The organism is Paraburkholderia kururiensis (assembly GCF_034424375.1).
GTDB lineage: Bacteria > Pseudomonadota > Gammaproteobacteria > Burkholderiales > Burkholderiaceae > Paraburkholderia > Paraburkholderia kururiensis_A.
This window is the reverse complement of sequence record NZ_CP139965.1, coordinates 3130350-3152765: the sequence shown is the minus strand read 5'-3', so window position 1 is coordinate 3152765 and position 22416 is coordinate 3130350. Positions and strand designations below refer to the sequence as shown.

General features: G+C 64.7%; 20 protein-coding genes and 3 tRNA genes. 20 read left to right on the top strand and 3 right to left on the bottom strand.

Going from position 1 to position 22416, the window contains the following annotated elements; translation table 11 throughout:
• Positions 1-49: 49 nt before the first annotated feature.
• The 14 genes from U0042_RS29970 to nagZ all read left to right on the top strand — a co-directional run bounded on the left by U0042_RS29970 (position 50) and on the right by nagZ (position 13589).
• The gene (locus U0042_RS29970) at positions 50-481 is read left to right on the top strand and encodes a protein YgfX (RefSeq protein ID WP_114810272.1); all 432 of its coding nucleotides are present in this window, start codon (positions 50-52) and stop codon (positions 479-481) included.
• 140 nt (positions 482-621) lie between these two features.
• The gene (gene rpoE / locus U0042_RS13980) at positions 622-1221 is read left to right on the top strand and encodes an RNA polymerase sigma factor RpoE (RefSeq protein WP_017774672.1); all 600 of its coding nucleotides are present in this window, start codon (positions 622-624) and stop codon (positions 1219-1221) included.
• An 88-nt stretch (positions 1222-1309) separates the two neighbouring features.
• Positions 1310-1942, top strand: a complete 633-nt coding sequence (locus tag U0042_RS13975) for a sigma-E factor negative regulatory protein (RefSeq protein ID WP_114810273.1) — start codon at positions 1310-1312, stop codon at positions 1940-1942.
• Between the two features lie 5 nt (positions 1943-1947).
• Positions 1948-3015: a MucB/RseB C-terminal domain-containing protein gene (locus U0042_RS13970; RefSeq protein ID WP_114810274.1), complete on the top strand. Its 1068-nt coding sequence runs from the start codon at positions 1948-1950 to the stop codon at positions 3013-3015.
• 23 nt (positions 3016-3038) lie between these two features.
• The gene (locus tag U0042_RS13965) at positions 3039-4541 is read left to right on the top strand and encodes a DegQ family serine endoprotease (RefSeq protein WP_114810275.1); all 1503 of its coding nucleotides are present in this window, start codon (positions 3039-3041) and stop codon (positions 4539-4541) included.
• A gap of 16 nt (positions 4542-4557) precedes the next feature.
• The gene (locus U0042_RS13960) at positions 4558-4827 is read left to right on the top strand and encodes a glutaredoxin family protein (RefSeq protein WP_114810276.1); all 270 of its coding nucleotides are present in this window, start codon (positions 4558-4560) and stop codon (positions 4825-4827) included.
• A 200-nt stretch (positions 4828-5027) separates the two neighbouring features.
• Positions 5028-6821, top strand: coding sequence for a translation elongation factor 4 (gene lepA, locus U0042_RS13955; protein WP_114810277.1), 1794 nt, complete (start codon positions 5028-5030; stop codon positions 6819-6821).
• 24 nt (positions 6822-6845) lie between these two features.
• A complete protein-coding gene (gene lepB / locus U0042_RS13950; protein ID WP_114810278.1) occupies positions 6846-7739 on the top strand; it encodes a signal peptidase I in 894 nt (297 codons plus the stop codon).
• A gap of 152 nt (positions 7740-7891) precedes the next feature.
• The gene (rnc, locus tag U0042_RS13945; protein WP_114810279.1) at positions 7892-9328 is read left to right on the top strand and encodes a ribonuclease III; all 1437 of its coding nucleotides are present in this window, start codon (positions 7892-7894) and stop codon (positions 9326-9328) included.
• A 98-nt stretch (positions 9329-9426) separates the two neighbouring features.
• Positions 9427-10290, top strand: a complete 864-nt coding sequence (era, locus tag U0042_RS13940) for a GTPase Era (protein ID WP_419150516.1) — start codon at positions 9427-9429, stop codon at positions 10288-10290.
• Positions 10277-11266, top strand: a complete 990-nt coding sequence (gene recO, locus U0042_RS13935; RefSeq protein WP_114810281.1) for a DNA repair protein RecO — start codon at positions 10277-10279, stop codon at positions 11264-11266. The genes era and recO overlap by 14 nt, the downstream gene beginning before the upstream one ends.
• On the top strand, positions 11263-12027 hold the full coding sequence (gene pdxJ / locus U0042_RS13930) for a pyridoxine 5'-phosphate synthase (protein ID WP_114810282.1): 765 nt from the start codon (positions 11263-11265) through the stop codon (positions 12025-12027). Before recO ends, pdxJ begins: the two co-directional genes overlap by 4 nt.
• 61 nt (positions 12028-12088) lie before the next feature.
• Positions 12089-12511, top strand: coding sequence for a holo-ACP synthase (acpS, locus tag U0042_RS13925; RefSeq protein ID WP_114810283.1), 423 nt, complete (start codon positions 12089-12091; stop codon positions 12509-12511).
• A gap of 49 nt (positions 12512-12560) precedes the next feature.
• Positions 12561-13589 (top strand): beta-N-acetylhexosaminidase, encoded by a 1029-nt coding sequence (gene nagZ, locus U0042_RS13920; RefSeq protein WP_114810284.1) that lies wholly within the window; start codon positions 12561-12563, stop codon positions 13587-13589.
• A 22-nt stretch (positions 13590-13611) separates the two neighbouring features.
• Here the strand turns inward: nagZ and U0042_RS13915 are convergent, their stop codons facing one another.
• From U0042_RS13915 to earP, 3 genes are all read right to left on the bottom strand, one after another.
• Positions 13612-14994, bottom strand: a complete 1383-nt coding sequence (locus tag U0042_RS13915) for a sigma-54-dependent transcriptional regulator (protein ID WP_114810285.1) — start codon at positions 14992-14994, stop codon at positions 13612-13614.
• Between the two features lie 659 nt (positions 14995-15653).
• Positions 15654-16211: an elongation factor P gene (gene efp, locus U0042_RS13910; RefSeq protein ID WP_114810286.1), complete on the bottom strand. Its 558-nt coding sequence runs from the start codon at positions 16209-16211 to the stop codon at positions 15654-15656.
• A 128-nt stretch (positions 16212-16339) separates the two neighbouring features.
• Positions 16340-17542 carry an elongation factor P maturation arginine rhamnosyltransferase EarP gene (gene earP, locus U0042_RS13905; protein ID WP_114810397.1) on the bottom strand — a complete coding sequence of 401 codons (1203 nt, stop codon included), beginning with the start codon at positions 17540-17542 and terminating at the stop codon, positions 16340-16342.
• A gap of 155 nt (positions 17543-17697) precedes the next feature.
• Here earP and uvrC point away from each other — a divergent pair, with 155 nt between their 5' ends.
• The 6 genes from uvrC (at position 17698) to U0042_RS13875 (ending at position 22406) form a co-directional block, all read left to right on the top strand.
• Complete coding sequence (uvrC, locus tag U0042_RS13900; RefSeq protein WP_114810287.1) at positions 17698-19944, top strand: excinuclease ABC subunit UvrC; 2247 nt, start codon at positions 17698-17700, stop codon at positions 19942-19944.
• Between the two features lie 140 nt (positions 19945-20084).
• Positions 20085-20678, top strand: coding sequence for a CDP-diacylglycerol--glycerol-3-phosphate 3-phosphatidyltransferase (gene pgsA, locus U0042_RS13895; protein WP_114810288.1), 594 nt, complete (start codon positions 20085-20087; stop codon positions 20676-20678).
• A gap of 173 nt (positions 20679-20851) precedes the next feature.
• A tRNA-Gly gene (locus U0042_RS13890) sits at positions 20852-20927 on the top strand.
• A gap of 60 nt (positions 20928-20987) precedes the next feature.
• Positions 20988-21063, top strand: a tRNA-Gly gene (locus U0042_RS13885).
• Positions 21064-21178: 115 nt separating this feature from the next.
• Positions 21179-21252: transfer RNA gene (locus U0042_RS13880), tRNA-Cys, on the top strand.
• Positions 21253-21386: 134 nt separating this feature from the next.
• A complete protein-coding gene (locus U0042_RS13875) occupies positions 21387-22406 on the top strand; it encodes an alpha/beta hydrolase family protein (RefSeq protein ID WP_114810289.1) in 1020 nt (339 codons plus the stop codon).
• The last annotated feature ends 10 nt before the right edge of the window (positions 22407-22416 follow it).

Here is a 22416-nt window from a genome sequence, read left to right as displayed (position 1 = left end):
TCCGCCGGGCGTTCGGGACGGACGGCGGCCTGCGCCGGCGTCCGGAGGAGTGGCGCATCGCCACGCGGCGCGACGCATTGCGTTGCGGCCGTCAGGCGGGTTGCGGATTGCCGTCTTCTGTTTCATCGCGGTTGCCGTTGCCGCAGTCCAGACGAGCCTCGCGCCATGGCTCGGCGGCTGGCGTGCGTTACCGCTTTCTCTCGCCGTTCTGGCGCTGCTCGGCCTGGTTTCAGCAGCGCTTCGTCGCAACGGTGCTGCGACAATCGAAATCGGGCCAGACGGTGTGTCCGCGTTCGACCACCACGGCGTGCGCATTGCCCAAGGTCACATCACCGCCAGTTCACGGTGGGGCGCGTGGCTGCTCGTTCTCATTCTTGCCTCGGGTCGGCGCCGGTATTCGCTCGTGATTGCGGCCGACGCGCTTCATCCCGACGCTTTTCGCGAACTCGCTGTCATCGCGCGTTGTGGCGGACGCGGATGATGGGAGTTCGTCCGTTGTCGCTGGAGCGAACGGACCACCACCGGTAACGCCTGTAACCGCTGTTACCGGCGTAACGTGAGGGTCCAGTCGGAACGCTACAATGGTGCCCCGCGGGGCATCCCCATTAACGGATTTATCAGGTGAGCGAAAAAGAAATCGACCAGTTGCTCGTCGAGCGCGTGCAGAAAGGCGACAAGGCGGCGTTCGAACTTCTGGTCTCCAAATACCACCGCAAGATCATCCGGCTGATCTCGCGTCTCGTGCGGGACCCCGCCGAGGTCGAGGACGTGGCGCAGGACGCCTTCATCAAGGCATACCGCGCGCTGCCGCAGTTTCGCGGCGAATCGGCGTTTTATACGTGGTTGTACCGGATTGCGGTGAATACCGCCAAGAACTACCTTGCGACCCAGGGCCGCCGGGCGCCCACGTCGACGGAGGCGGACGCCGAAGAGGCGGAAACTTTCTCCGACGCCGATCAACTAAGGGATATCAATACGCCCGAGTCGATGCTGATGAGCAAGCAGATCGCGGAGACGGTCAATGCTGCCATGGCGCTTTTGCCGGAAGAACTGCGCACCGCCATTACGCTCCGGGAAATTGAGGGATTGAGCTACGAAGAGATCGCCGAAATGATGGGGTGCCCGATCGGCACCGTCAGATCGCGAATTTTTCGTGCTCGAGAAGCCATTGCGGCAAAATTGCGTCCGCTGCTGGACACACCGGAAGGCAAACGCTGGTAAGCGGTACTGGCGGCCAGAAGGGCACGAGCGCAATCATCAGGGTTCGGGTGGTGTCACTACGGGGTGTCTGTAAGGAATGGGGATCATCATGGGGTCGGTCTCAATGCAATCGCAAGCAGGCTCGCGCGGCGAGCACCTGTCCGCTTTCGTCGATGGCGAAATGCCCGGTGACGGGCAGTTGAACGCGTTTCTCGGCGGGCTGAACGACGAGGAACGCGCGGTGTGGTCCAGCTATCACCTGATCGGCGACGCACTGCGTTCCGATGATCTCGCGATCAGTCCCGCGGCGAGCGGCGCTTTTCTGGCGGGTTTTGCCGCGCGTTTCGAGTCCGAGCCGCATCTGCTCGCGCCCGCTTTGGCACCGGTCACGCGCCGTTTGCTCGCGCTGCGCCGCCGGGTCGTTCCTGCGTTCGCCGTCGCGGCTGCTGCGGCAACGCTCACCTGGATCGTCGTGCCTCAGCTTCAGGGCGCGGGCGGCGTGGCCGGCCATGGCGGCACCCAGCTCGCGGCGGTTCAGTCCACCGACAGCGTACAGCACGTCGCGATGGCTTCCATGCCGGCGGCCAATGTGCAGCCCGTAGCGATGCAGGACGCCAATATCATCCGCGACGCGCGGCTCGATCAGTATCTCGAGGCACACCAGCAGTTTGCCCAGCAACCGATGGTTCCCGATTCCATGCCGCTGATCCGTGCCGCAGCGCTTACTACGCAAGGCCAATAAGTCTGATGCAGACCCTGCGGTTGAATAAAACGACGATCTGGGGACGGCTGCCGGCATTTCTGTGCTGTGCAGCCGTGTTGTTATCGGCGCTGTCGGCCACCGCCCGCGCCGAGGCACAAGGGACTTCCGCTGGCGTCGGGGATCCGGCTACCACGCGCCGCGTGGCGGTCGAATGGCTGAACCGGATCCACCAGGCTGCCCAGCAGCAAAACTACGAGGGTGCCTTCGTTTATCAGCGCGGCACGTTCGTCCAGACTTCGCGCATCACGCACTACGCCACGCACGGCGATGGCGAGTATGAGCAGCTCGAAAGCCTCGACGGCAAGCCGCGCAAGATGCTGCGCCATAACGACGAGCTTTATACGTTCGTTCCGGAGCGTCATCTGTGCGTAGTCGAAAAGCGCCAGAACAAGGATTCGTTCCCGGCGCTACTCGCCGCCAGTGCAGATCAGGTGTTGTCGGTCTATGAGCCGAAGCTGGTGGGCACCGACCGCGTGGCCGGGGTCGACAGCCAGGTGATCGAACTCGATCCGAAAGACGCGTATCGCTTCACGTACAAACTGTGGGCTGACACGAAGACCGGTTTGCTGCTGCGCGCGCAGACGCTGGACGCCGGCGGTCAGGTGCTCGAACAGCTGTCGTTCTCGCAGATCCGCATCGGTGTGCCGGCCGACAAGACACCGATCGCCAACGGCATCCGCAATACGGCGGGCTGGACCATCGTACGGCCGCCCGTCGAAGCCGTGGACATGGAAGCGCAGGGCTGGCACTTCGCGTCTACCGTGCCGGGCTTCCACAAGATTCGGGAGCTGCGCCGGCCCATGGCCGCGCGCGACCCTTCGAGTCCGCCCATTCCGGTCGACCAGGCTGTCTTTTCGGATGGGCTCGCCGCCATTTCAATTTTTATCGAGCCGGTCGAGAACAATACACGCAAGGAAGGGACGGGCAATAGCGGAGCGACGCACGTTCTCGTGAAGCGCAGCGGCGACTATTGGATCACGCTGCTCGGCGAGGTGCCCCAGGCAACGTTGCAGCAATTCGCGTCTGCCATAGAATACAAGGCTCCGCGATAAACCCTCCTTCGGCTGACTACGATATGACGACTTTTTCGGTGCGCAAATTCTTCGCGGCCGCAGCGGTGGCGGTCTGCCTGCCGTTCGCGCCGCACGTGGCGTCCGCGGCCCCTGCGGCCAATCTGCCCGATTTCACCGACCTTGTTGACAAGGTCGGCCCGGCAGTCGTCAACATTCGCACCACCGCTCGCGTGCCGACGTCGCAGCGTGGTCTGCCGCCCGGACTCGACGACGGTGACATGTCCGAGTTCTTCCGCCGCTTCTTCGGCATTCCGATGCCGCAGTCCCCGCAAACGCCGCAATCGCCGCGCGGCGGTCAGGGCGGTGGTGGTCAAGATTCGTCGCCCGACAGCGGCGGCAACGACGCCGAGCAGAGCAGCGGTGTCGGCTCCGGCTTCATCCTCTCTGCCGACGGCTACGTGATGACGAACGCGCACGTCGTGGACGGCGCCGACAGTATCTACGTGACCCTCACCGACAAGCGCGAATTCAAGGCGAAGCTGATCGGCGTAGACGACCGCACGGACGTCGCCGTCGTGAAGATCAGCGCGTCGAGCCTGCCGGCGGTGACGATCGGCGACTCGAACAAGGTTCGCGTCGGCGAATGGGTGGTGGCCATCGGCTCGCCGTTCGGACTCGAAAATACGGTGACGGCGGGCATCGTCAGCGCGAAGGGCCGCGATACCGGCGACTACCTGCCGTTCATCCAGACCGACGTCGCGGTGAATCCCGGCAACTCGGGCGGCCCCCTCATCAACATGCAGGGCGAGGTGATCGGCATCAACTCGCAGATTTATAGCCGTACGGGCGGCTTCATGGGTATCTCGTTCGCCATTCCCATCGACGAAGCCATGCGCGTCGCCGACCAGCTGAAGTCCACCGGCAAGGTGGTGCGCGGCCGGATCGCCGTGGCGATCGGCGAAGTCACCAAGGACGTAGCGGACTCGCTGGGCTTGCCGAAGGCGCAGGGTGCGCTCGTCAGCAGCGTGGAGCCGGGCGGCCCGGCCGACAAGGCGGGCATCCAGCCGGGCGACATCATCCTGAAGTTCAACGGTCAGTCCGTGGATGCGGCAACCGATCTCCCGCGCATGGTGGGCGACACGAAACCGGGCACGAAGGCGACGGTCACGATCTGGCGTAAGGGCCAGACGCGGGATCTGCCCATCACGGTGGCCGAAATGCAGACTGACAAGACCGCGAAGGCGGACCAGAAGCCGGTCCCGGCACCGAAGCCGCGTGCGTCGAACGCCCTCGGCATTGCCGTGAGCGACATTCCCGAAGATCAGTTGAAGTCGCTGAAGCTGCGCAGCGGCGTGCAGATTGACGCTGTCGAAGGGCCGGCGGCGCGCGCGGGTCTGCAGAAGGGCGACATCGTCCTGCGGGTGGGCGACACGGACATCAAGAGCGCGAAGCAATTCGAAGAGGTGGCCTCGCACCTCGATTCGCAGAAGATGGTCGCGGTGCTCGTACGCCGCGGCGAGAACACCCAGTTCGTGCCGCTGCGTCCCCGCGCAGCCACGAAATGACGAAGCACAGCGCCTGATGTCCACCGCCCGCGCAACCCTCACGCTGTACGGGCGCGCGTGGTGCCACCTTTGCGACGATATGCGCGCCGCGCTCGAGCCGTTGCTGGCCGAGTTCGGCGCGACCGTCGAAGTCATCGATATCGATACGGACCCGGCGCTCGAGGCGCGCTACAACGAGCTGGTGCCGGTGCTCGCGTTCGAGGGCGGCGAGTTGTGCCGCTACCGGTTCGAAGAGGGGCCGGTGCGAGCTGCGCTGACGCGGCGCGCGGCGTCAGCGCGAGGATGAATGCCGCAGTTGCCTCACGGATGATCCAGCCGTCCTGGATGCTTGTCCGTTTCTACGCCCGAACGCGCTGAAGATTGGCCGAGGCCGCCCAAAGCTGCCTCTGGAAGGCCTTTTCGGCTAAAATAGTCCGGTTTTTCATTTGCTTACAAGGCGTGCTCTGCAATCGTCCGGGCGCGCCTTTTTCGCTTGATCGGCACTGAATGGATCATATTCGTAACTTCTCGATCATTGCGCACATCGACCATGGCAAGTCGACGCTCGCCGATCGCATTATCCAGTTGTGCGGCGGCTTGTCCGACCGTGAAATGGAATCGCAGGTGCTCGACTCGATGGATCTCGAGCGCGAGCGCGGCATCACTATCAAGGCGCAAACCGCGGCGCTGACCTATCGTGCGCGCGACGGGAAGGTTTACAACCTCAACCTGATCGACACACCGGGCCACGTGGACTTCTCGTACGAAGTGAGCCGCTCGCTGTCGGCTTGCGAGGGCGCGCTGCTCGTCGTGGACGCAAGCCAGGGTGTCGAAGCGCAGACGGTCGCGAACTGCTACACGGCCATCGACCTCGGTGTCGAAGTTGTACCGGTGCTCAACAAGATCGATCTGCCGGCAGCGAATCCCGAAAACGCGATTGCCGAAATCGAAGACGTGATCGGCATCGACGCAACCGACGCCACGCGCTGCAGCGCGAAGACAGGCGAGGGCGTGGAGGACGTGCTCGAGGCGCTCGTTGCCAAGGTGCCGCCGCCGAAGGGCGACCCGGAAGCGCCGCTTCAGGCGCTCATCATCGACTCGTGGTTCGACAACTACGTCGGCGTCGTCATGCTCGTGCGTATCGTCAACGGCACGCTGCGCCCGAAGGAGCGCATCAAGCTGATGGCAACGGGCGCTCAGTACCCGGTGGAGCACGTTGGCGTCTTCACGCCGAAGTCGAAGGACCTCGAGGCGCTTTCGGCAGGCCAGGTGGGTTTCATCATCGCCGGCATCAAGGAGCTCGCGGCCACCAAGGTGGGCGACACGGTCACCAACGCGGCAAAGCCCGCCGCGAAGCCGCTGCCGGGCTTCAAGGAAGTGAAGCCGCAGGTGTTCGCGGGGCTCTATCCCGTCGAGGCCAACCAGTACGACGCGCTGCGAGAGTCGCTCGAAAAGCTGAAGCTCAACGACGCGTCGCTGCAATACGAGCCGGAAGTCTCACAGGCGCTCGGCTTCGGCTTCCGCTGCGGCTTCCTCGGCTTGTTGCACATGGAGATCGTGCAGGAGCGGCTCGAACGCGAATTCGACATGGACCTGATCACCACGGCGCCTACCGTGGTGTACGAAGTGGTGCTGGCCGACGGCAGCACGATCATGGTCGAGAACCCGGCGAAGATGCCGGACCCGTCGAAGATCGAAGAGATTCGCGAGCCGATCGTCACCGTGAACCTGTACATGCCGCAGGACTACGTGGGCTCGGTCATCACGCTGTGCACGCAAAAGCGCGGCAACCAGGTGAACATGCAGTACCACGGTCGCCAGGTACAGCTCACCTACGAAATTCCGATGGCCGAGATCGTGCTCGACTTCTTCGATCGGCTGAAGTCGGTGTCGCGCGGCTACGCGTCCATGGACTACGAGTTCAAGGAATATCGCGCGTCGGACGTGGTCAAGGTCGACATGCTGATCAACGGCGACAAGGTGGATGCGCTTTCCGTGATTGTCCACCGTTCGCAGTCGCAGTACCGCGGCCGCGAAGTGGCTGCGAAAATGCGCGAGATCATTCCGCGCCAGATGTACGACGTCGCGATCCAGGCGGCGATCGGCGCGCACATCATCGCGCGCGAGAACATCAAGGCGCTGCGCAAGAACGTGCTCGCCAAGTGCTACGGCGGCGACATCACACGCAAGAAGAAGCTGCTCGAGAAACAGAAGGAAGGTAAGAAGCGGATGAAGCAGGTCGGCTCCGTCGAAATTCCGCAAGAGGCATTTCTCGCCATCCTTCGTGTCGAAGACAAATAAGATCAACACGGGAACCGGACCTACATGAATTTTGCCCTGATTCTTTTTGTGCTCGTCGTTCTGACGGGCGTTGCATGGGTGGCGGACAAACTGGTTTTCATGCCGCAGCGGCGGCGGGCGGCAGAAGCAGCAGTGGCGGAATTCGACCGCCAGCAGGCCCGCGTCGGCGAGCGCTTCGCAGACGAGAACGCGCCAGCCACGCGGGCTCGTTTACGCGAGGAAAAGCTGCGTCAGCCCTGGTGGCTCGAGTATTCCGCGAGCTTCTTTCCCGTCATCCTCGTGGTTTTCGTGGTGCGCTCGTTCGTGATCGAGCCGTTCAAGATTCCGTCGGGATCGATGGTGCCCACGCTGCTGGTCGGCGACTTCATCCTCGTCAACAAATTCGACTATGGCATCCGTCTGCCCATCGTGAATACGAAGCTCACGCAGGGCCGTCCGCTCGAACGCGGCGACGTGGTGGTGTTCCGCTACCCGAAAGACGAGTCGGTGGACTACATCAAGCGCGTGATCGGCTTGCCTGGCGACGTCGTCGCGTACGAAGACAAGAAGCTCACCATCAACGGCAAGCTCGTTCCCGAAACCGCGCTGCCCGACTACTTCGACGAGGAACGCATCGGCTACGCGAAGCAGTTCGAAGAAGACATCAACGGGCGCAAGAACGCGATCCTCAATAATCCGGCGGTGCCGCCGTTCGTGATGGGCGCGGAAGATTATCCGTACCGCGAGAACTGCCAGTACAACGACCGCGGCGTCGTGTGCAAGGTGCCGGCGGGCCACTACTTCATGATGGGCGACAACCGCGACAACAGCGCCGACAGCCGCTACTGGGGCTTCGTTCCGGACAAGAACCTGGTTGGCCGCGCCTTCTTCATCTGGATGAACTTCAGCAACCTGAAGCGCATCGGCTCGTTCAACTGAGCCCGCATCGTCACGATGCGTTTCGCACGCCGCGCGCATCGCATCGTGTTCGCACGGCACTTTAACAACGTGCGATAACGCCGCTTCACCACGCTTTTTCGCCCGCCGCCCCGTGTGTTCGCCGGGGCAGGTCGGCGCGTTATACTCTGCCCATGCCCCTATCTCCGCTGGAAAGCCGCTTGCGCTATGAATTTCGTAATGCGGAATTGTTGCGCCAGGCTTTAACCCACCGCAGTCACAGTGCCACGCATAATGAACGGCTCGAATTTCTGGGCGATTCCGTTCTGAATTGCGCGGTGGCTGCCCTTTTGTTCCAGCGCTTCAGCAAACTGGACGAAGGCGACCTGTCGCGTGTGCGGGCCAATCTCGTCAAGCAACAGTCGCTGTACGAGATTGCTCAGGCCCTCAATATCTCGGAGAGCCTGAGGTTGGGGGAAGGCGAGTTGCGAAGCGGCGGCTTTCGCCGTCCGTCCATTCTGGCCGATGCGCTGGAGGCGGTCTTCGGCGCGATCTTCCTCGACGGCGGCTTCGACGCCGCCCAGACGGTCATCAAGCGCCTCTACGTCCCGATTCTCGATCATATCGACCCTCGCACGCTCGGCAAGGATTCGAAGACGCTGCTGCAGGAATACCTGCAAGGGCACAAGATCGCGCTGCCCACCTATACCGTGGTCGCTACGCATGGTGCGGCGCACAATCAGCAGTTCGAGGTGGAATGCACGGTGCCGAAGCTCGACGTGAAGGTGTCGGGCTCAGGCGCGAGCCGCCGCGCCGCCGAACAGGCCGCGGCCAAGAAGGCGCTGGAAGAGGTGATGGCCGTGGCGCCGGCGCTCACGACCAAACCGAAGCGCTCGAAGAATTCGCGTGCCGCCAAGGCGGAGCCGGAAGTCGTGCCGGGCGTAACGGGCGTGCAGGCCGCGCTGGATCTGCGCGCCCCGGAACGCCGCCCGGATCGCGCGGCACGTGCCGCGGAAAAGGCGGCGGCCCCGGCCGAACCGGATACCGAGCGTGCCCCTGCTGTTCCTCCCGTAGTACAAGCTTCGGTGCCACCCGCCGCGCCGCTGGCCGTCATTCGCGCCGCTCATGTCGGCTCGACCCAGGGTCTGGAGAAAACGTCCGAAAAGCCGGCTGAGAAAAGCATCGAGAAATCCGCGGAAAGGACGGCGGACCGAAGCGCTGAGAAGCTCCACGACAAAGCACCCGAGAAGAGCGCCGAAAAGTCGCAATCGAAGGAAGACACTGCTGTAGAGAAGGTCGAGTCAGCCTCGGCCGAACGCGGTCGGTCCGAGAAATCCGAGCGCCCTGAGTCGCGCGCCGACCGTTCTGCCGAAAGGTCGGAGTCCCCTGACGCTGCCGCGACGGCTGTGTCTGGCACACCGGCCGTCAAGGCTGCCGTCGCGGATCGCGCCGAAGCCACCGTCCATAGCATCGACCGCTCCGGCGAGCGTAGCGACGCATCGTCCGGCGCGCGTCCGCCCGCGGACAAGTCCGCCGCACCGCGCGGTCGCGATGTGTCGTCCGGCACGTCCGAAGACGCAGTCGCGGCGCCCGGCGCCGTACCCGTCCGCGCCGCGGACGCGGGCCACTGAAACAATGTCGCCGGCGTGCGCCGCACGTTGGTGAAATCCGCTGTCACCCGACCATGAACGCTCCTCTTTCCTCCTCGTCTTCCGGTTTTCGCTGCGGCATGGTCGCGATCGTCGGCCGCCCGAACGTCGGCAAATCGACGCTGATGAACGCGCTCGTCGGTCAGAAGATCAGCATTACGTCGCGCAAGGCGCAGACCACGCGCCATCGCATTACCGGCATCAACACGATCGAGGACGCGCAGTACATCTTCGTCGACACGCCCGGTTTCCAGACCCGCCACAGCTCGGCGCTGAACCGCTCGCTGAACCGGGCCGTCACGTCGACGCTGAGTTCGGTGGACGCCGTGCTGTTCGTCATCGAGGCAGGCCGCTTCGGGCCCGACGACCAGAAAGTGCTCGACCTCATTCCGCCGTCCGCGCCCACCTTGCTGATCGCCAACAAGCTCGATCGCGTCTCGGACAAGAACACGCTCTTTCCGTTCTTCCAGCAGATGAACGCGCTGCGGGAGTTCAAGGAAATCGTGCCGCTTTCCGCGAAGAACCCGGACGACATCAAGCGTCTGCTTGCCACGATCAAGCCGTATCTGCCCGAGGGTGAGCCGATTTACGGCGAGGACGACCTGACCGATCGCAGCGAGCGCTTCCTCGCCGCCGAAATCCTGCGCGAGAAAGTGTTCCGCTGGACCGGCGACGAGTTGCCTTACACGAGCACGGTGCTCATCGACAAATTCGAAACCGAAGGGCGGCTGCGGCGCATCTTCGCGACCATTCTCGTCGAGCGCGACGGCCACAAGGCGATGGTGATCGGTCAGAAGGGCGCCAAGCTCAAGCAGATCAGCACGGAAGCGCGGCTCGACATGGAGAAGCTGTTCGATGGCCCGGTCTATCTGGAGACCTTCGTCAAGGTGAAGAGCGGTTGGGCCGATAACGAAGCCGGGCTGCGGGCGTATGGGTACGAATGACGCATGGATGACGCTCGACCCAGGCGTCCATCCCGTCGATCGGCTCGATCCCGACGAGGCCGAAGCCGCTGAAACTGTGCCGCGTGCGCGGCGCGGCCGCAAGGCGGGCACCGAGATCAAGGCGGCAAGCGATCCTGCGCGCGGCACGCCTGACGAAGCCGGCGATGAAAACGGCGGACGCGCAGGGCCGAGCCGCGCGAGCGGCGAACGAAGCCGCCCCTCCAGGCGCCGCGTTCCACGCGCGCCGTCGCCGTCCACCCCTCAGTATCGAATCGCCGAGCAGCCGGCCTTCGTGCTGCACAGCTATCCCTATCGCGAAAGCAGCCTGATCATCGACGTGCTGTCGCGCGACCACGGCCGCCTTGCCCTTGTCGCCAAGGGCGCGAAGCGCCCGCACTCGGCGCTGCGCGGCGTGCTTCAGACCTTCCAGCCGCTCTCGCTCTCGTGGACCGGCAAAGGCGAAGTCCGCACGCTGACCACGGCCGAATGGGTGGGCGGCATGTTGCCGCTCGCGGGCGATGCGCTGCTGTGTGGTTTCTACGTGAACGAACTGCTCGTGAAGTTCTGCGCGCGCGAAGATCCGCACCCGCAACTGTTCCATCACTACGTCGTCACGCTCACGCGTCTCGCGCACGACGAGCCCGCCGTGCAGGTGCTGCGCTCCTTCGAGCGCGTGTTGCTGCGCGAGACCGGCTACGCGATGTCGCTCGACAAGACCGCATCGCGCAAGCCGGTGCTCGCGGAGGGCCGCTACGTGTTCGATCCGGAACGCGGCGTGCGCGAAGCGTCCGACGACCTGCCTGCGCAATGGCCCATCATTGCGGGCCAGACATTGCTCGACATGGAAGAGGACGATTACCATCGTCCGCAGACCGTCGCGCAAAGCAAAACGCTGATGCGTTTTCTGCTCAACACTTACCTTGGCGGCGCGCCGCTTGCCACACGTCAGATCCTGATCGACCTGCAAAACCTATGAGCTTCTTTCTCACCTCGCCGAACGTGATCGAGCTGGGCGTCAACATCGACCACGTCGCCACGCTGCGCAACGCGCGCGGCACGTCGTATCCCGATCCGATCCGCGCCGCGCTCGCGGCAGAAGAGGCGGGCGCCGACGCCATCACGTTGCATCTGCGCGAGGACCGCCGCCACATCGTCGATGCCGACGTCCGCGGGCTGCGCCCGCAGCTGAAGACGCGCATGAACCTCGAATGCGCCGTCACGCCGGAAATGCTCGACATTGCGTGCGAGGTGAAGCCGCACGACGCGTGTCTCGTTCCCGAGAAGCGCCAGGAGCTGACCACCGAAGGTGGCCTCGACGTCGCGGGCCAGTTCGACGCGGTGCGCGGCGCGTGCCGCCAGCTTGCGGACGCCGGCATTCGCGTGTCGCTTTTCATCGACGCCGACGAGACGCAGATCCGCGCCGCGAACGAAGCCGGCGCGCCGGTGATCGAGTTGCACACCGGCCGTTACGCCGAAGCGCACGACGCGAGCGAACAGCAACGCGAATACGAGCGGGTCGTACGTGGAGTGGAATTCGGCATCGGGTTGGGGCTCAAGGTCAACGCGGGGCACGGTCTGCACTACACGAACGTGCAGCAGATCGCTGCCATCGACGGCATTGCCGAACTCAACATCGGCCACGCGATCGTGGCGCACGCGGTTTTCGCCGGCTGGGAGAACGCCGTGCGCGAGATGAAGGCGATCATGGTCGCCGCGCGTCTCGGCGCGCGCGGCTGATCTTCGACACCTCGCGATTGCCCGTCTCATTTTCAGCGCTGACGACACACAAACCACTTCCATGGCGATCTACGGCATCGGCACAGACATCGTTCAGGTGAGCCGCGTCGAGGCGGTGATGACGCGCACCAACGGGCGCTTCGCAGAGAAGGTGCTTGGCCCCGACGAGCTGCGCGTCTATCACGCGCGCAACGCGCGTTCGCAGGTGCGCGGGCTCGCGTTTCTCGCCACGCGCTTTTCCGCCAAAGAGGCGTTCTCGAAGGCGATCGGTCTCGGCATGCATTGGCCCATGACGTGGCGCGCGATGCAGACGCTCAACGAGCCGAGCGGCAAGCCCGTGGTGGTGGCGTCGGGCGAACTCGCCGAGTGGCTGGCCGCGCGCCGCATCACCGCGCGTGTGACCATCAGCGACGAGCACGACTACGCCGTGTCGTTCGTGATTGCCGAAGTCGACGACAGCATCGAAGCCGGCCCCGCCGCATGATTCCCGAACGCGCGGCACACCCCGCGCTCTTTCTCCCTTCCCCGACACGATGAAAACCCGACCCGGCCCGGTGATGCTCGACGTCGCCGGCAAGACGCTGACCGACGCCGACCTGAGCCGCCTCGCCCATCCGATGACGGGCGGCGTGATCCTGTTCGCGCGTCACTTCGAGAGCCGCGCCCAGCTTGTCGCGTTGACTGACGCTATCCGCAACGTGCGTGAGGACATCCTGATCGCCGTGGACCACGAGGGCGGACGCGTGCAGCGCTTTCGCACCGACGGCTTCACGGTGCTCCCCGCCATGGGCCGGCTAGGCGAGCTGTGGGACAAGGACGTGCTGCATGCGACGAAGGTCGCGACGGCGGTCGGTTACATCCTCGCGGCGGAACTGCGCGCCTGCGGCATCGACATGAGCTTCACGCCGGTGCTCGATCTCGACTACGGTCACTCGAAGGTCATCGGCGACCGCGCGTTCCATCGCGATCCGCGCGTCGTCGCGCTGCTCGCCAAGAGCCTCAATCACGGTCTTGCGCTCGCCGGCATGGCGAACTGCGGCAAGCATTTTCCGGGACACGGCTTCGCCGTGGCGGATTCGCATGTGGCGGTGCCCATCGACGATCGACCCCTCGACGCCATCCTCGCCGAGGACGTGAAGCCTTACGACTGGCTGGGTCTCGCGCTGCAATCCGTGATCCCCGCGCACGTCATCTATCCCCAGGTGGACGACAAACCGGCCGGCTTCTCGCGCGTGTGGCTGCAGGACATCCTGCGCGGCAAGCTGGGCTTCACCGGCGCCATCTTCAGCGACGATCTTTCGATGGAAGCCGCGCGCCAGGGCGGCACGCTGACCGAGGCGGCCACCGCCGCGCTCGAGGCGGGCTGCGACATGGTGCTGATCTGCAATCAGCCGGAAGAGGCGGGCAAGGTGCTGGATGCGCTGGCGTTCGAGCCGTCGAAGGCATCCCGCCAGCGCATCAAGGCGATGCGCCCGCGCGGCAAGGCGCTGGAATGGACCCGGCTCGTGAGCCAGCCGGCCTATCAGCGCGCCCAGGCGCTGCTGCGCAGCGCGTTGGGCTGATGCCTGGGCGCAGTCCGTCTCGTCAATTGAGCCGCATGCGCTGCAGCTTGTTGTAGAGCGTCTTGGGGCTGATGCCGAGCAGCGACGCGGCGCGATGCCGCGTTCCGCCCACCGCGTCCAGCGTGGCGCGAATCAGCATTTCTTCGACATCGGCGAGCGGCGTGCCGACCGTCACCTGGACGCGTCCGCCGTTCAGGTCGCGCATGCCGCCGCTGCCGGTTTCGTCCGCGCGCAGCGTTTCCAGCACTTCTCCGGACGCGTGATACGCGCGCCGCACGCGCTCCTGCAATTCGCGCACGTTGCCGGGCCACTCGTACGAAAGACACTCGCGGATGAATTCGGGCGAGATCAGCCGCGTGGTGCCCGTGAGGCCGCGCGCGTGCGTTTCCTGGTTCAGTTCGTCGACGAATGCCTGCGCGAAAAGCGCGGCGTCGTCTTCGCGTTCGCGCAGCGGCGGCAGGGCGAGGGCGGCCGCGTCGAGGCGCAGCCACAGGTCTTCGTGCAGCCGGCCTTCGGCCACGGCGTTGCGCGGCACCGTGCGGGTGGCCGCCACGAGCCGGAAGTCGGTCCCCACCTTGCTCGTGCCGCCCACGCGCATGAAGGTCTGCGAATCGAGCGCGTGCAGCAGCGCTTCCTGCTGCGGGCGCGGCAGGTCCGCGAGTTCGTCGATGAAGAGCGTGCCGCCGCTCGCCTGATCGACGAGTCCCGGTTCGCGCTGCTCGGCGCCGCTGAATGCGCCGCGTTCATGGCCGAAGAGCAGGCTTTCGAGCGGGCGGCCATCTTCCTGGGCGGCGGCCTTGCGGCTGTCGAACACCACGAAAGGTCCTTTGCGGCGGCGGCTCATCTCATGCAGCGTGCGCGCTGCGATCTCCTTGCCCGTGCCCGCTTCGCCGCTGATCAGCACGGCGGCCTCGGTGGGCGCAAATTGCTCGATGGCGTCGTAGATGTGCTGGATGGCCGTGCTGCGCCCGATCATGCGGCCGAAGCGGCCCATCTGCCGCAGCGTGGCGCGTAGGGTGCGCACTTCCTCGGTCAGTTCGTAGGGGCGCGGAATGCGCGCGAGCAGGCTACGCAACCGCGGGATGTTGACGGGCTTGAGCAGATAGTCCCAGATGCCGTGCCGCAAGCCTTCGATGGCGCTTTCCACCGTTGCGTTGCCGGTCATCACGATTACGGGCAACGCGCCGCCGGGCGGCTGCGCGGGCAGATGCTGAAGCAGGTCGAGGCCGCTGCCGTCGGGCAGATTCAGATCGACCAGTACCACGTCAGGGATGAAGCGCGCGAGCGCGCTGCGCGCCTCGGCAAGCGTGGCCGCGGTGTCCACCGAAAAGCCGTCTGCACCGAGGATGGCGGACAGGCCGGACAGGCTGTTGGGATCGTCTTCGACAATCAGGGCGTGTGGCATGGCGGGGCGCAAGTTACAGATATTGGGATGCGTAGGGCGAAGTCGCGTGGCTGCCTGCCTGACGTGAGCCGGCGGCCGTCGCGATTCGACGCGTTCGTTGTCTTGTCATTCGGTCCTTGTCGAAAACGCCTGCGGGCGCGACGCGGCAGTCGCATGCCGCGTTCTGTGGAGTGTCTCCGGGCCACGCTTCGCGGTCGTGGTGCCTGCGTCCGGGCTCCTTGAGCGTTACGGTGTTACGGCCGTCCTTCTTTGTCTGCATCGAAGAACGGGCACACTTCCCGTTACGTTTCGTCGCGAGCCCTGCCCATGAGCCGCTTCCACTTGCCTGCTGCGATGTCGTTATTCATGGCGCGCGTCTCCTGAATCTCGAGGATCGGGAATGCAAGCCTCGCAAAGACTCATCTGCTCTCAAGCAGGGACTATGCCACCTTGTGTTGTCTGGATTGACCCCCGCGCTGCGCGGCGCCGCGACGGTCTGTGGGCCGGAGCGGATGCGGAACGCCGTGCAAAAGCGGTAAAGTTTTCCCAAACATACACGGTCGACGGAAAAAGAAAAAGCGCCCAAAAGGGCGCTTTTATTCGCGGAGGGCGCTTTATTTTTGCGCCGCCCCGGATAGTACCGCGGCAGCTCCGGCGAGTACGGTCTGCCTGGCCGGAACTCAGGCGCGGCTGCGGTACTCGTTCGTACGCGTATCGATTTCGATCTTGTCGCCGATGTTGCAGAAGAGCGGCACTTGCAGCTCGAAGCCGGTGTTCAGCTTCGCGGTCTTCAGCACCTTGCCTGACGACGTGTCGCCCTTGACTGCCGGCTCCGTGTAGACGATCTCGCGCACGAGCGTGGTGGGCAGTTCGACCGAGATGGCCTTGTCGTTGTAGAACACGACTTCGCAGGCCATGCCGTCTTCGAGGTAGTTGAGCGCGTCGCCCATCATCTCGGCTTCGACTTCGTACTGGTTGTAGTCGGCGTCCATGAACACGTACATGGGGTCGGCGAAATACGAGTACGTCACTTCCTTGCGGTCCAGCACGACCACGTCGAACTTGTCGTCGGCCTTGTACACCGATTCCATGCCCGCGCCCGTCAGCAGGTTCTTGAACTTCATCTTCACGACGGCGGCGTTACGGCCCGACTTGTTGTATTCGGCCTTCTGCACGACCATCGCGTCGCTACCGATCATCACGACGTTGCCGGTGCGGAGTTCCTGTGCAATCTTCATAAAACTGTCCTGTCCAAAAATTTAAATCGCTTCGAATGCGCTTCGAATGTTTTCTACGGCATACGACCCTGGGCGGGTTCGCGCTGCATGCTGCGCCTACCCGGGGATGCGCGTTCACGGGTAACCGCTTATTTTAGCTGAGTTTTTGCAAATCCGGCCAGATTCGCGGCGAGGTCGCCCACCTGCGCAAGCTCGCTTGCCCATTCCGCCGCGCGCGCCTCGAACTGCGCGCGATGGTGGTCGAAATCGGCCCAATCCGGCACGCCGTTGCCGTTCCATGCATGCCAGAACCGCGCGAGCGAGGCCCGGGCGGCACCCGGCAGCGTGCGCGTGTAGTGGGCGAGGGCGGCGTCGAGCTTCGGCAGGTGAGCATCGTCGGCCTGCGGATAGATCTGCCAGACGAACGGACGCGCGGCCCACTGCGCCCGCACGAACGAGTCCTCACCGCGTACAAAATTGATGTCGCTGGCCCATAGCAGAGCGTCGTAGCCGTTCTGGTCTGTGAACACGAGGCCATGTGCCGTGAGCGATCCGCGAATTGCATGCGCTTGAGCGCCAAACGACGGCGCCCCGAAAAAGCGTGCCACTGCCCCGGAGATCCGGCCTTCGGGCACGAGCAGCACGATGGGTGCCGCGCTGTCGCGCCACTGGCCGAGCAAGGCGTCCACGGCCGGGTTCTCATAAGCGAAGAGCGAGATGACGGTAGCGCCCTCGGCAGGAGGCGGCCCGCCTGTCGCGCGTTGCCACCAGTCGGCGCGCGCCTGCGCCGAGGCCTCGAAGGCCGCGCGGCGTGCATCGAGGTCCTTTTCCTTCAGCACGCCGCCCGTGCCGTGTCCGAGTCCCGGGAAGAAAAACGTTTTCGTGAGCGCATAGCGCGGGTGCGGCGACGGGCGCAGATGAAAGTCCGCCACCCAGTCTTCCGCACTCAGATATTCGAGATTGAGCCACACCGGCTTGCGTTCGCGTCTGGCCATGGCTGCGACGTAGACGGGCGGCAGCTCGCAGGCGAACGCCTCGATCACCACGTCGGCAATCTCCAGCACGTCGCCTGCATGCGCAGGCGTGTGCCAGTGCTCCACGACAATGCCGTCCACCGTCTGCCGCGCCTTGTCGAGCGCCAGCGCCGGGCACAGCTTGTGGAACGCATGCAGGTCGTCCACGAAGACGCGCACCTGCCAGCCGTGTTCGTGCGCAAGCTGCCGCGCGAGCCGCCAGCTGACGCCGATGTCGCCGAAGTTGTCGATGACGGCGCAGAAGATGTCGCAGGCGATGGCCGTCGCGGTGTCCTCGGGAGGCGAGCCGGGACGGGAAGAGGGGGACGGAGGGAGCATGGCGTCGGCGCGCACATCGCAAAGCCTGGCGCAGCGCCGCAAGCGCCCGCCTGCGCCGCGATTCGGACGCACGTGGAATGTTCTAAACTGGCGATTCTAAAGCACATCAGCCGTCGAGGCGGCGCGCGCGCAAGCGCGTCGTCGCCCGTTTCTGCATGACCGAATCCGAAGACTTCGAACCGAAAAAAGTACTGGCGCAGCTGCCGCATCTGCCAGGGGTCTACCGCTATTACGACGCCGCCGGCGCGGTGCTGTACGTGGGCAAGGCGCGCGACCTCAAGAAGCGCGTGTCGAGCTACTTCACGAAGACGCTGCTGTCGCCGCGCATTGCGATGATGGTGACGCGCATCGCGCGCATCGAAACCACGGTGACGCGATCCGAGGCCGAAGCGCTGCTGCTCGAAAACAATCTGATCAAGGCGCTCGCGCCGCGTTACAACATCCTGTTTCGCGACGACAAGTCGTATCCGTACCTCAAACTCACGGGGCACGCGTACCCGCGCATGGCGTACTACCGCGGCGCTGTCGATCGCAAGAACCAGTACTTCGGGCCGTTCCCGAGCGCGTGGGCGGTGCGCGAGAGCATCCAGATCCTGCAGCGCGTGTTCCAGCTGCGCACCTGCGAAGATTCGGTGTTCAACAACCGCACGCGGCCGTGCCTGCTGCATCAGATCGAACGCTGCTCGGCGCCTTGCGTGAAGGCGATCAGCGAAGAGGACTACGCTCGCGACGTGCAGAACGCCTCGCGGTTTCTGCTCGGGCGCCAGACCGAGGTGATGAAGGAGCTCGAGCAGAAGATGCACGCCTTCGCGGCAGAGCTGAAGTTCGAGCAGGCCGCGGCGGTACGCAACCAGATGAGTTCGCTTTCCACGGTGCTGCATCAGCAGGCCATCGAGACGGGCGGCGACAACGACGTCGACGTCCTTGCCGTGGTGGCGCAGGGCGGGCGCGTCTGCGTGAATCTCGCGATGGTGCGCGGCGGCCGGCATCTGGGCGACAAGGCTTATTTCCCGGCGCATGTGGAAAGCGCGCTCACGGCCGACGAAGGCGGGGTGGGCGACGAGTCGGAGGAGGGGCTCGATGGTGGTGAAGAGTCGGCGTCAGTAGACCGCGATGGTCGCGCCGCGATCCCTCTTCAGAACGCCGGGGGCACACTGGCTGTGACGAGCGACGTGCCCGCGCCGCGCGGCGCTCAGGCAGGGGCCGCGGCAGGCGCTGCCGATGAAGATGCACCCGCAACGACAGACGACACCGAAGCCACCGCAGCCGACTTTCCGGACGACGCCCTCGCGCTAGCCGAAGCCCTGCCGCCCGAAAGCGACGACGAAGAAGCCGACGCGGCAAGCGCAGACCGCAACGTCGCGATCGAGTCGGAAGTGCTCGATGCCTTCATCGCACAACATTACCTCGGCAACCCCGTGCCGCCCGTGCTGGTCGTGAGCCATCCGCCTGCAAACCGCGAACTCGTGAATCTGCTCATGGAGCAGTCGGGGCACAAGGTGACGGTGCTGCGCCAGCCGCAGGGCCAGAAGCGCGCCTGGCTCACGATGGCCGAGCAGAACGCGCAGCTCGCGCTCGCGCGGTTACTCTCGGAACAAGGCTCGCAGCAGGCGCGCACGCGCGCGTTGGCCGATACGCTGAGCCTCGAACTCGATGACCTCGCGCATCTGCGCATCGAGTGCTTCGACATCAGCCATACCATGGGCGAAGCCACGCAGGCGTCGTGCGTGGTCTATCACCATCACAAGATGCAGTCGGGCGAGTACCGGCGCTACAACATCACGGGCATCACGCCCGGCGATGACTACGCCGCCATGCGCCAGGTCCTGACGCGCCGCTACGAAAAGATGGTCGCCCAGGCCGCGCAGAATGCCGCCGACGAAGCCGGGTCGCTGCAACCCGAAGACGCGGCGAGCGCCGGTGGCGACGTAGCAGAGCAACCGGCGGCGGGCGGAGCGCTGCCGAATATCGTGCTGATCGACGGCGGCAAGGGCCAGGTCGAGATTGCCCGCCAGGTGTTCACGGAACTCGGGCTCGACCGGGGCATGCTGGTGGGCGTGGCGAAGGGCGAAGGCCGCAAGGTGGGTCTCGAAACGCTCGTCTTCGCCGATGGACGCGCGCCGCTCGAACTCGGCAAGGAAAGCGCGGCGCTGATGCTTGTCGCGCAGATCCGCGACGAGGCGCACCGCTTCGCCATTACGGGCATGCGCGCCAAACGCAGCAAGACGCGGCAGACCTCGCGGCTCGAAGAACTGGAAGGCGTGGGCGCGAAACGCCGGCAGCGGCTGCTTGCCCGTTTCGGCGGTATCCGCGGCGTCATGGCCGCGAGCGTCGAGGACCTCGCGAGCGTGGAGGGCATCTCGCGCTCGCTCGCGGAGCAGATCTATCAGCAGCTTCACTGAGGCGCCGTCTTGCCGTTTCGCCGGGTCGTGCGCCCGGCCTTGCCCAGCCTGCGGGGTTCGGCGGCCTTTGCCGGGCTTTGCTTGTAGCAGGTGCGACGACACGGCACAATTGCAACTCCCTTGACAGATGGCGCCCGCCGATGCCGTTCAATTTCCCGATCTTCCTGACGTGGCTGCGGATCGTGCTGATTCCGCTGTTCGTCGGCGTGTTCTACCTGCCTGACATGATGATGAGCGCCGGGCATCGCAATCTGGCGGCGGCGGCCATCTTCATCCTCGCGGCGCTGACGGACTGGTTCGACGGCTATCTGGCGCGCAAATGGAATCAGACGTCGTCGTTCGGCGCGTTTCTCGATCCCGTCGCGGACAAGCTGATGGTAACGGCGGCGCTGCTTGTGCTCGTGCAGATCTTGCGTCTCGACGCGGCCATCGCGCTCGTGATCGTGGGCCGGGAAATCGCCATCTCGGCGCTGCGCGAGTGGATGGCGCAGATCGGCGCGTCGAAGAGCGTGGCCGTGAACCAGCTCGGCAAGTTCAAGACCGCGTGCCAGATGGTCGCCATCCCGATGCTGCTGCTTTACGGGCCTGTGCCGCTGGGCGGCGGCTTCGTGCTCGATACGCGCGTGTGGGGGCTTTGGCTCATCTACGTGGCGGCCGTCCTGACCATCTGGTCGATGCTTTATTACATGAAGCTCGCGTGGCCCCAGATCCGCGAGCGCGGCGGGCGGGCCTGACTCTCTCTGAGGTGAATGGCGCGGCCCTGTGTCACGGTCGCGGCTTCAGGAAGAGGAAAAACTTGCGCGGGGCTTGACACGTTTCAGCGGCTTATACATAATCTCATCTCTCCGGTGCATGCGGTTCTGAACACCGGAGTTGCTTTAAGAAGGCGGCAAAAAAGCAGCAAAACGCGGGAGTAGCTCAGTTGGTAGAGCGCAACCTTGCCAAGGTTGAGGTCGCGAGTTCGAGACTCGTCTCCCGCTCCAGATTTTCGATGCGGCGTTTTGCGGTTTTGTCTGTTCCGAAAGCGTCGTAAGCAGGACCACGCGGGAGTAGCTCAGTTGGTAGAGCGCAACCTTGCCAAGGTTGAGGTCGCGAGTTCGAGACTCGTCTCCCGCTCCAGATACACGGGGAAGCTGCGCTTCCCTTTTTGTTTGGCAGGCCGCAAGGCCGTCGCACAAATCTGCCGGGCCGTTTCAGGCGCAACCTGTTCGATCCGATCCGGTAGTCCGCTTCTGGCGCGATAGCAAAGCGGTTATGCAGCGGCCTGCAAAGCCGTGTAGGCCGGTTCGACTCCGGCTCGCGCCTCCAGATAGAAAGCCCTGATCCGTCAGGGCTTTTCTTTTTTGCGCGCATGCCGGGGCCCTAGGCTGCCTGATCCCCGAACGCCTTTGCTATGCTTCTTCGCCACCGCTCGTCCCGAGCGACATGCGAGGAGCCACGCCATGCGCTGGATAGTGACCGTCGTGCTGTTTATCGCGTTTGCTTGCGCTGCCCGGGCTGAGACCGATGCAGCGCGCTTCAATGCGGGCGTCATCCGCCTGACTGTCGCGGACCCAACCGCGCCCATCGACACCGTCGTCTTCTATCCCACCCGCGATCCAGACACGGCCTGGCACGCGGGGCCGTTCCTGATTGAAGCGACCCGCAACGCCACGCCCGTCGCGGACAGGCGTTTTCCCGTCGTGCTCATTTCGCATGGCCGGCGCGGCGGTCCGATGAGTCATCGCGAACTGGCGACCGCGCTCGCGCGCGCCGGTTTCATCGTCGTCCTCCCGACGCACGTGGGCGATGCGTACGGTTCGCCGCCGGCACCGACCCAGTCGCGGATTCTGATCGACCGTCCCCGGCAGGCCGAGGCTTCGCTCAACGCCGTCCTGGCTGATCGACGGTTCGCGGCCAGCGTCGACGAACACCGTATCGGCATGATCGGCTTCTCGGCCGGCGGCTACACCGCGTTGATCCTTGCGGGAGCGAAGCCGGACTTTCGTGCCGCGATCGCATACTGCGCGATGCACGACGATCCCGGTTCGTGTCCGCGTCGAGCCGCGGAGGGTGGAACCCAACCCGTCGCTGAATCGACCTCGGCCGTCACGCCCGAACTCGCGGCATGGAAGCCGCCTCTGGACCCGCGCGTGAAGGCGCTCGTGCTGATGGACCCGCTGGCCGTCATGTTCGATGCGTCGGCGCTCGCTGCGGTGCATGTGCCCACGCTGCTCTATCGTCCGCAAAACGAGGCCTATCTGGGCGCTGCGGCCAATGCGCTCGCCGTTGCGACCGGCTTGCAGCCAAGGCCTCAAACGGAGGTCGTGCCGGGCAATCACTTCGTCTTCATCGATCCTTGTCCCAACTCGATTGCGGCCGATGAGCCCTTGGTGTGTCAGGATGCGCCGGGCGTCGACCGAGCGGAGATTCATCGGCAAATCGAGCGCGACGTGGTCGGCTTTTTACGCGCGCATCTGTAGCGTGGGCCGC

Bases quoted from the DNA above. Each gene is read 5' to 3' on its own strand.
- U0042_RS13975 (WP_114810273.1), top strand. From the start codon at position 1,310: ATGGGGTCGGTCTCAATGCAATCGCAAGCAGGCTCGCGCGGCGAGCAC.
- U0042_RS13970 (WP_114810274.1), top strand. From the start codon at position 1,948: ATGCAGACCCTGCGGTTGAATAAAACGACGATCTGGGGACGGCTGCCG.
- U0042_RS13965 (WP_114810275.1), top strand. From the start codon at position 3,039: ATGACGACTTTTTCGGTGCGCAAATTCTTCGCGGCCGCAGCGGTGGCG.
- U0042_RS13960 (WP_114810276.1), top strand. From the start codon at position 4,558: ATGTCCACCGCCCGCGCAACCCTCACGCTGTACGGGCGCGCGTGGTGC.
- lepA (WP_114810277.1), top strand. From the start codon at position 5,028: ATGGATCATATTCGTAACTTCTCGATCATTGCGCACATCGACCATGGC.
- lepB (WP_114810278.1), top strand. From the start codon at position 6,846: ATGAATTTTGCCCTGATTCTTTTTGTGCTCGTCGTTCTGACGGGCGTT.
- rnc (WP_114810279.1), top strand. From the start codon at position 7,892: ATGCCCCTATCTCCGCTGGAAAGCCGCTTGCGCTATGAATTTCGTAAT.
- era (WP_419150516.1), top strand. From the start codon at position 9,427: ATGGTCGCGATCGTCGGCCGCCCGAACGTCGGCAAATCGACGCTGATG.
- recO (WP_114810281.1), top strand. From the start codon at position 10,277: ATGGGTACGAATGACGCATGGATGACGCTCGACCCAGGCGTCCATCCC.
- pdxJ (WP_114810282.1), top strand. From the start codon at position 11,263: ATGAGCTTCTTTCTCACCTCGCCGAACGTGATCGAGCTGGGCGTCAAC.
- acpS (WP_114810283.1), top strand. From the start codon at position 12,089: ATGGCGATCTACGGCATCGGCACAGACATCGTTCAGGTGAGCCGCGTC.
- nagZ (WP_114810284.1), top strand. From the start codon at position 12,561: ATGAAAACCCGACCCGGCCCGGTGATGCTCGACGTCGCCGGCAAGACG.
- U0042_RS13915 (WP_114810285.1), bottom strand. From the start codon at position 14,994: ATGCCACACGCCCTGATTGTCGAAGACGATCCCAACAGCCTGTCCGGC.
- efp (WP_114810286.1), bottom strand. From the start codon at position 16,211: ATGAAGATTGCACAGGAACTCCGCACCGGCAACGTCGTGATGATCGGT.
- earP (WP_114810397.1), bottom strand. From the start codon at position 17,542: ATGCTCCCTCCGTCCCCCTCTTCCCGTCCCGGCTCGCCTCCCGAGGAC.
- uvrC (WP_114810287.1), top strand. From the start codon at position 17,698: ATGACCGAATCCGAAGACTTCGAACCGAAAAAAGTACTGGCGCAGCTG.
- pgsA (WP_114810288.1), top strand. From the start codon at position 20,085: ATGCCGTTCAATTTCCCGATCTTCCTGACGTGGCTGCGGATCGTGCTG.
- U0042_RS13875 (WP_114810289.1), top strand. From the start codon at position 21,387: ATGCGCTGGATAGTGACCGTCGTGCTGTTTATCGCGTTTGCTTGCGCT.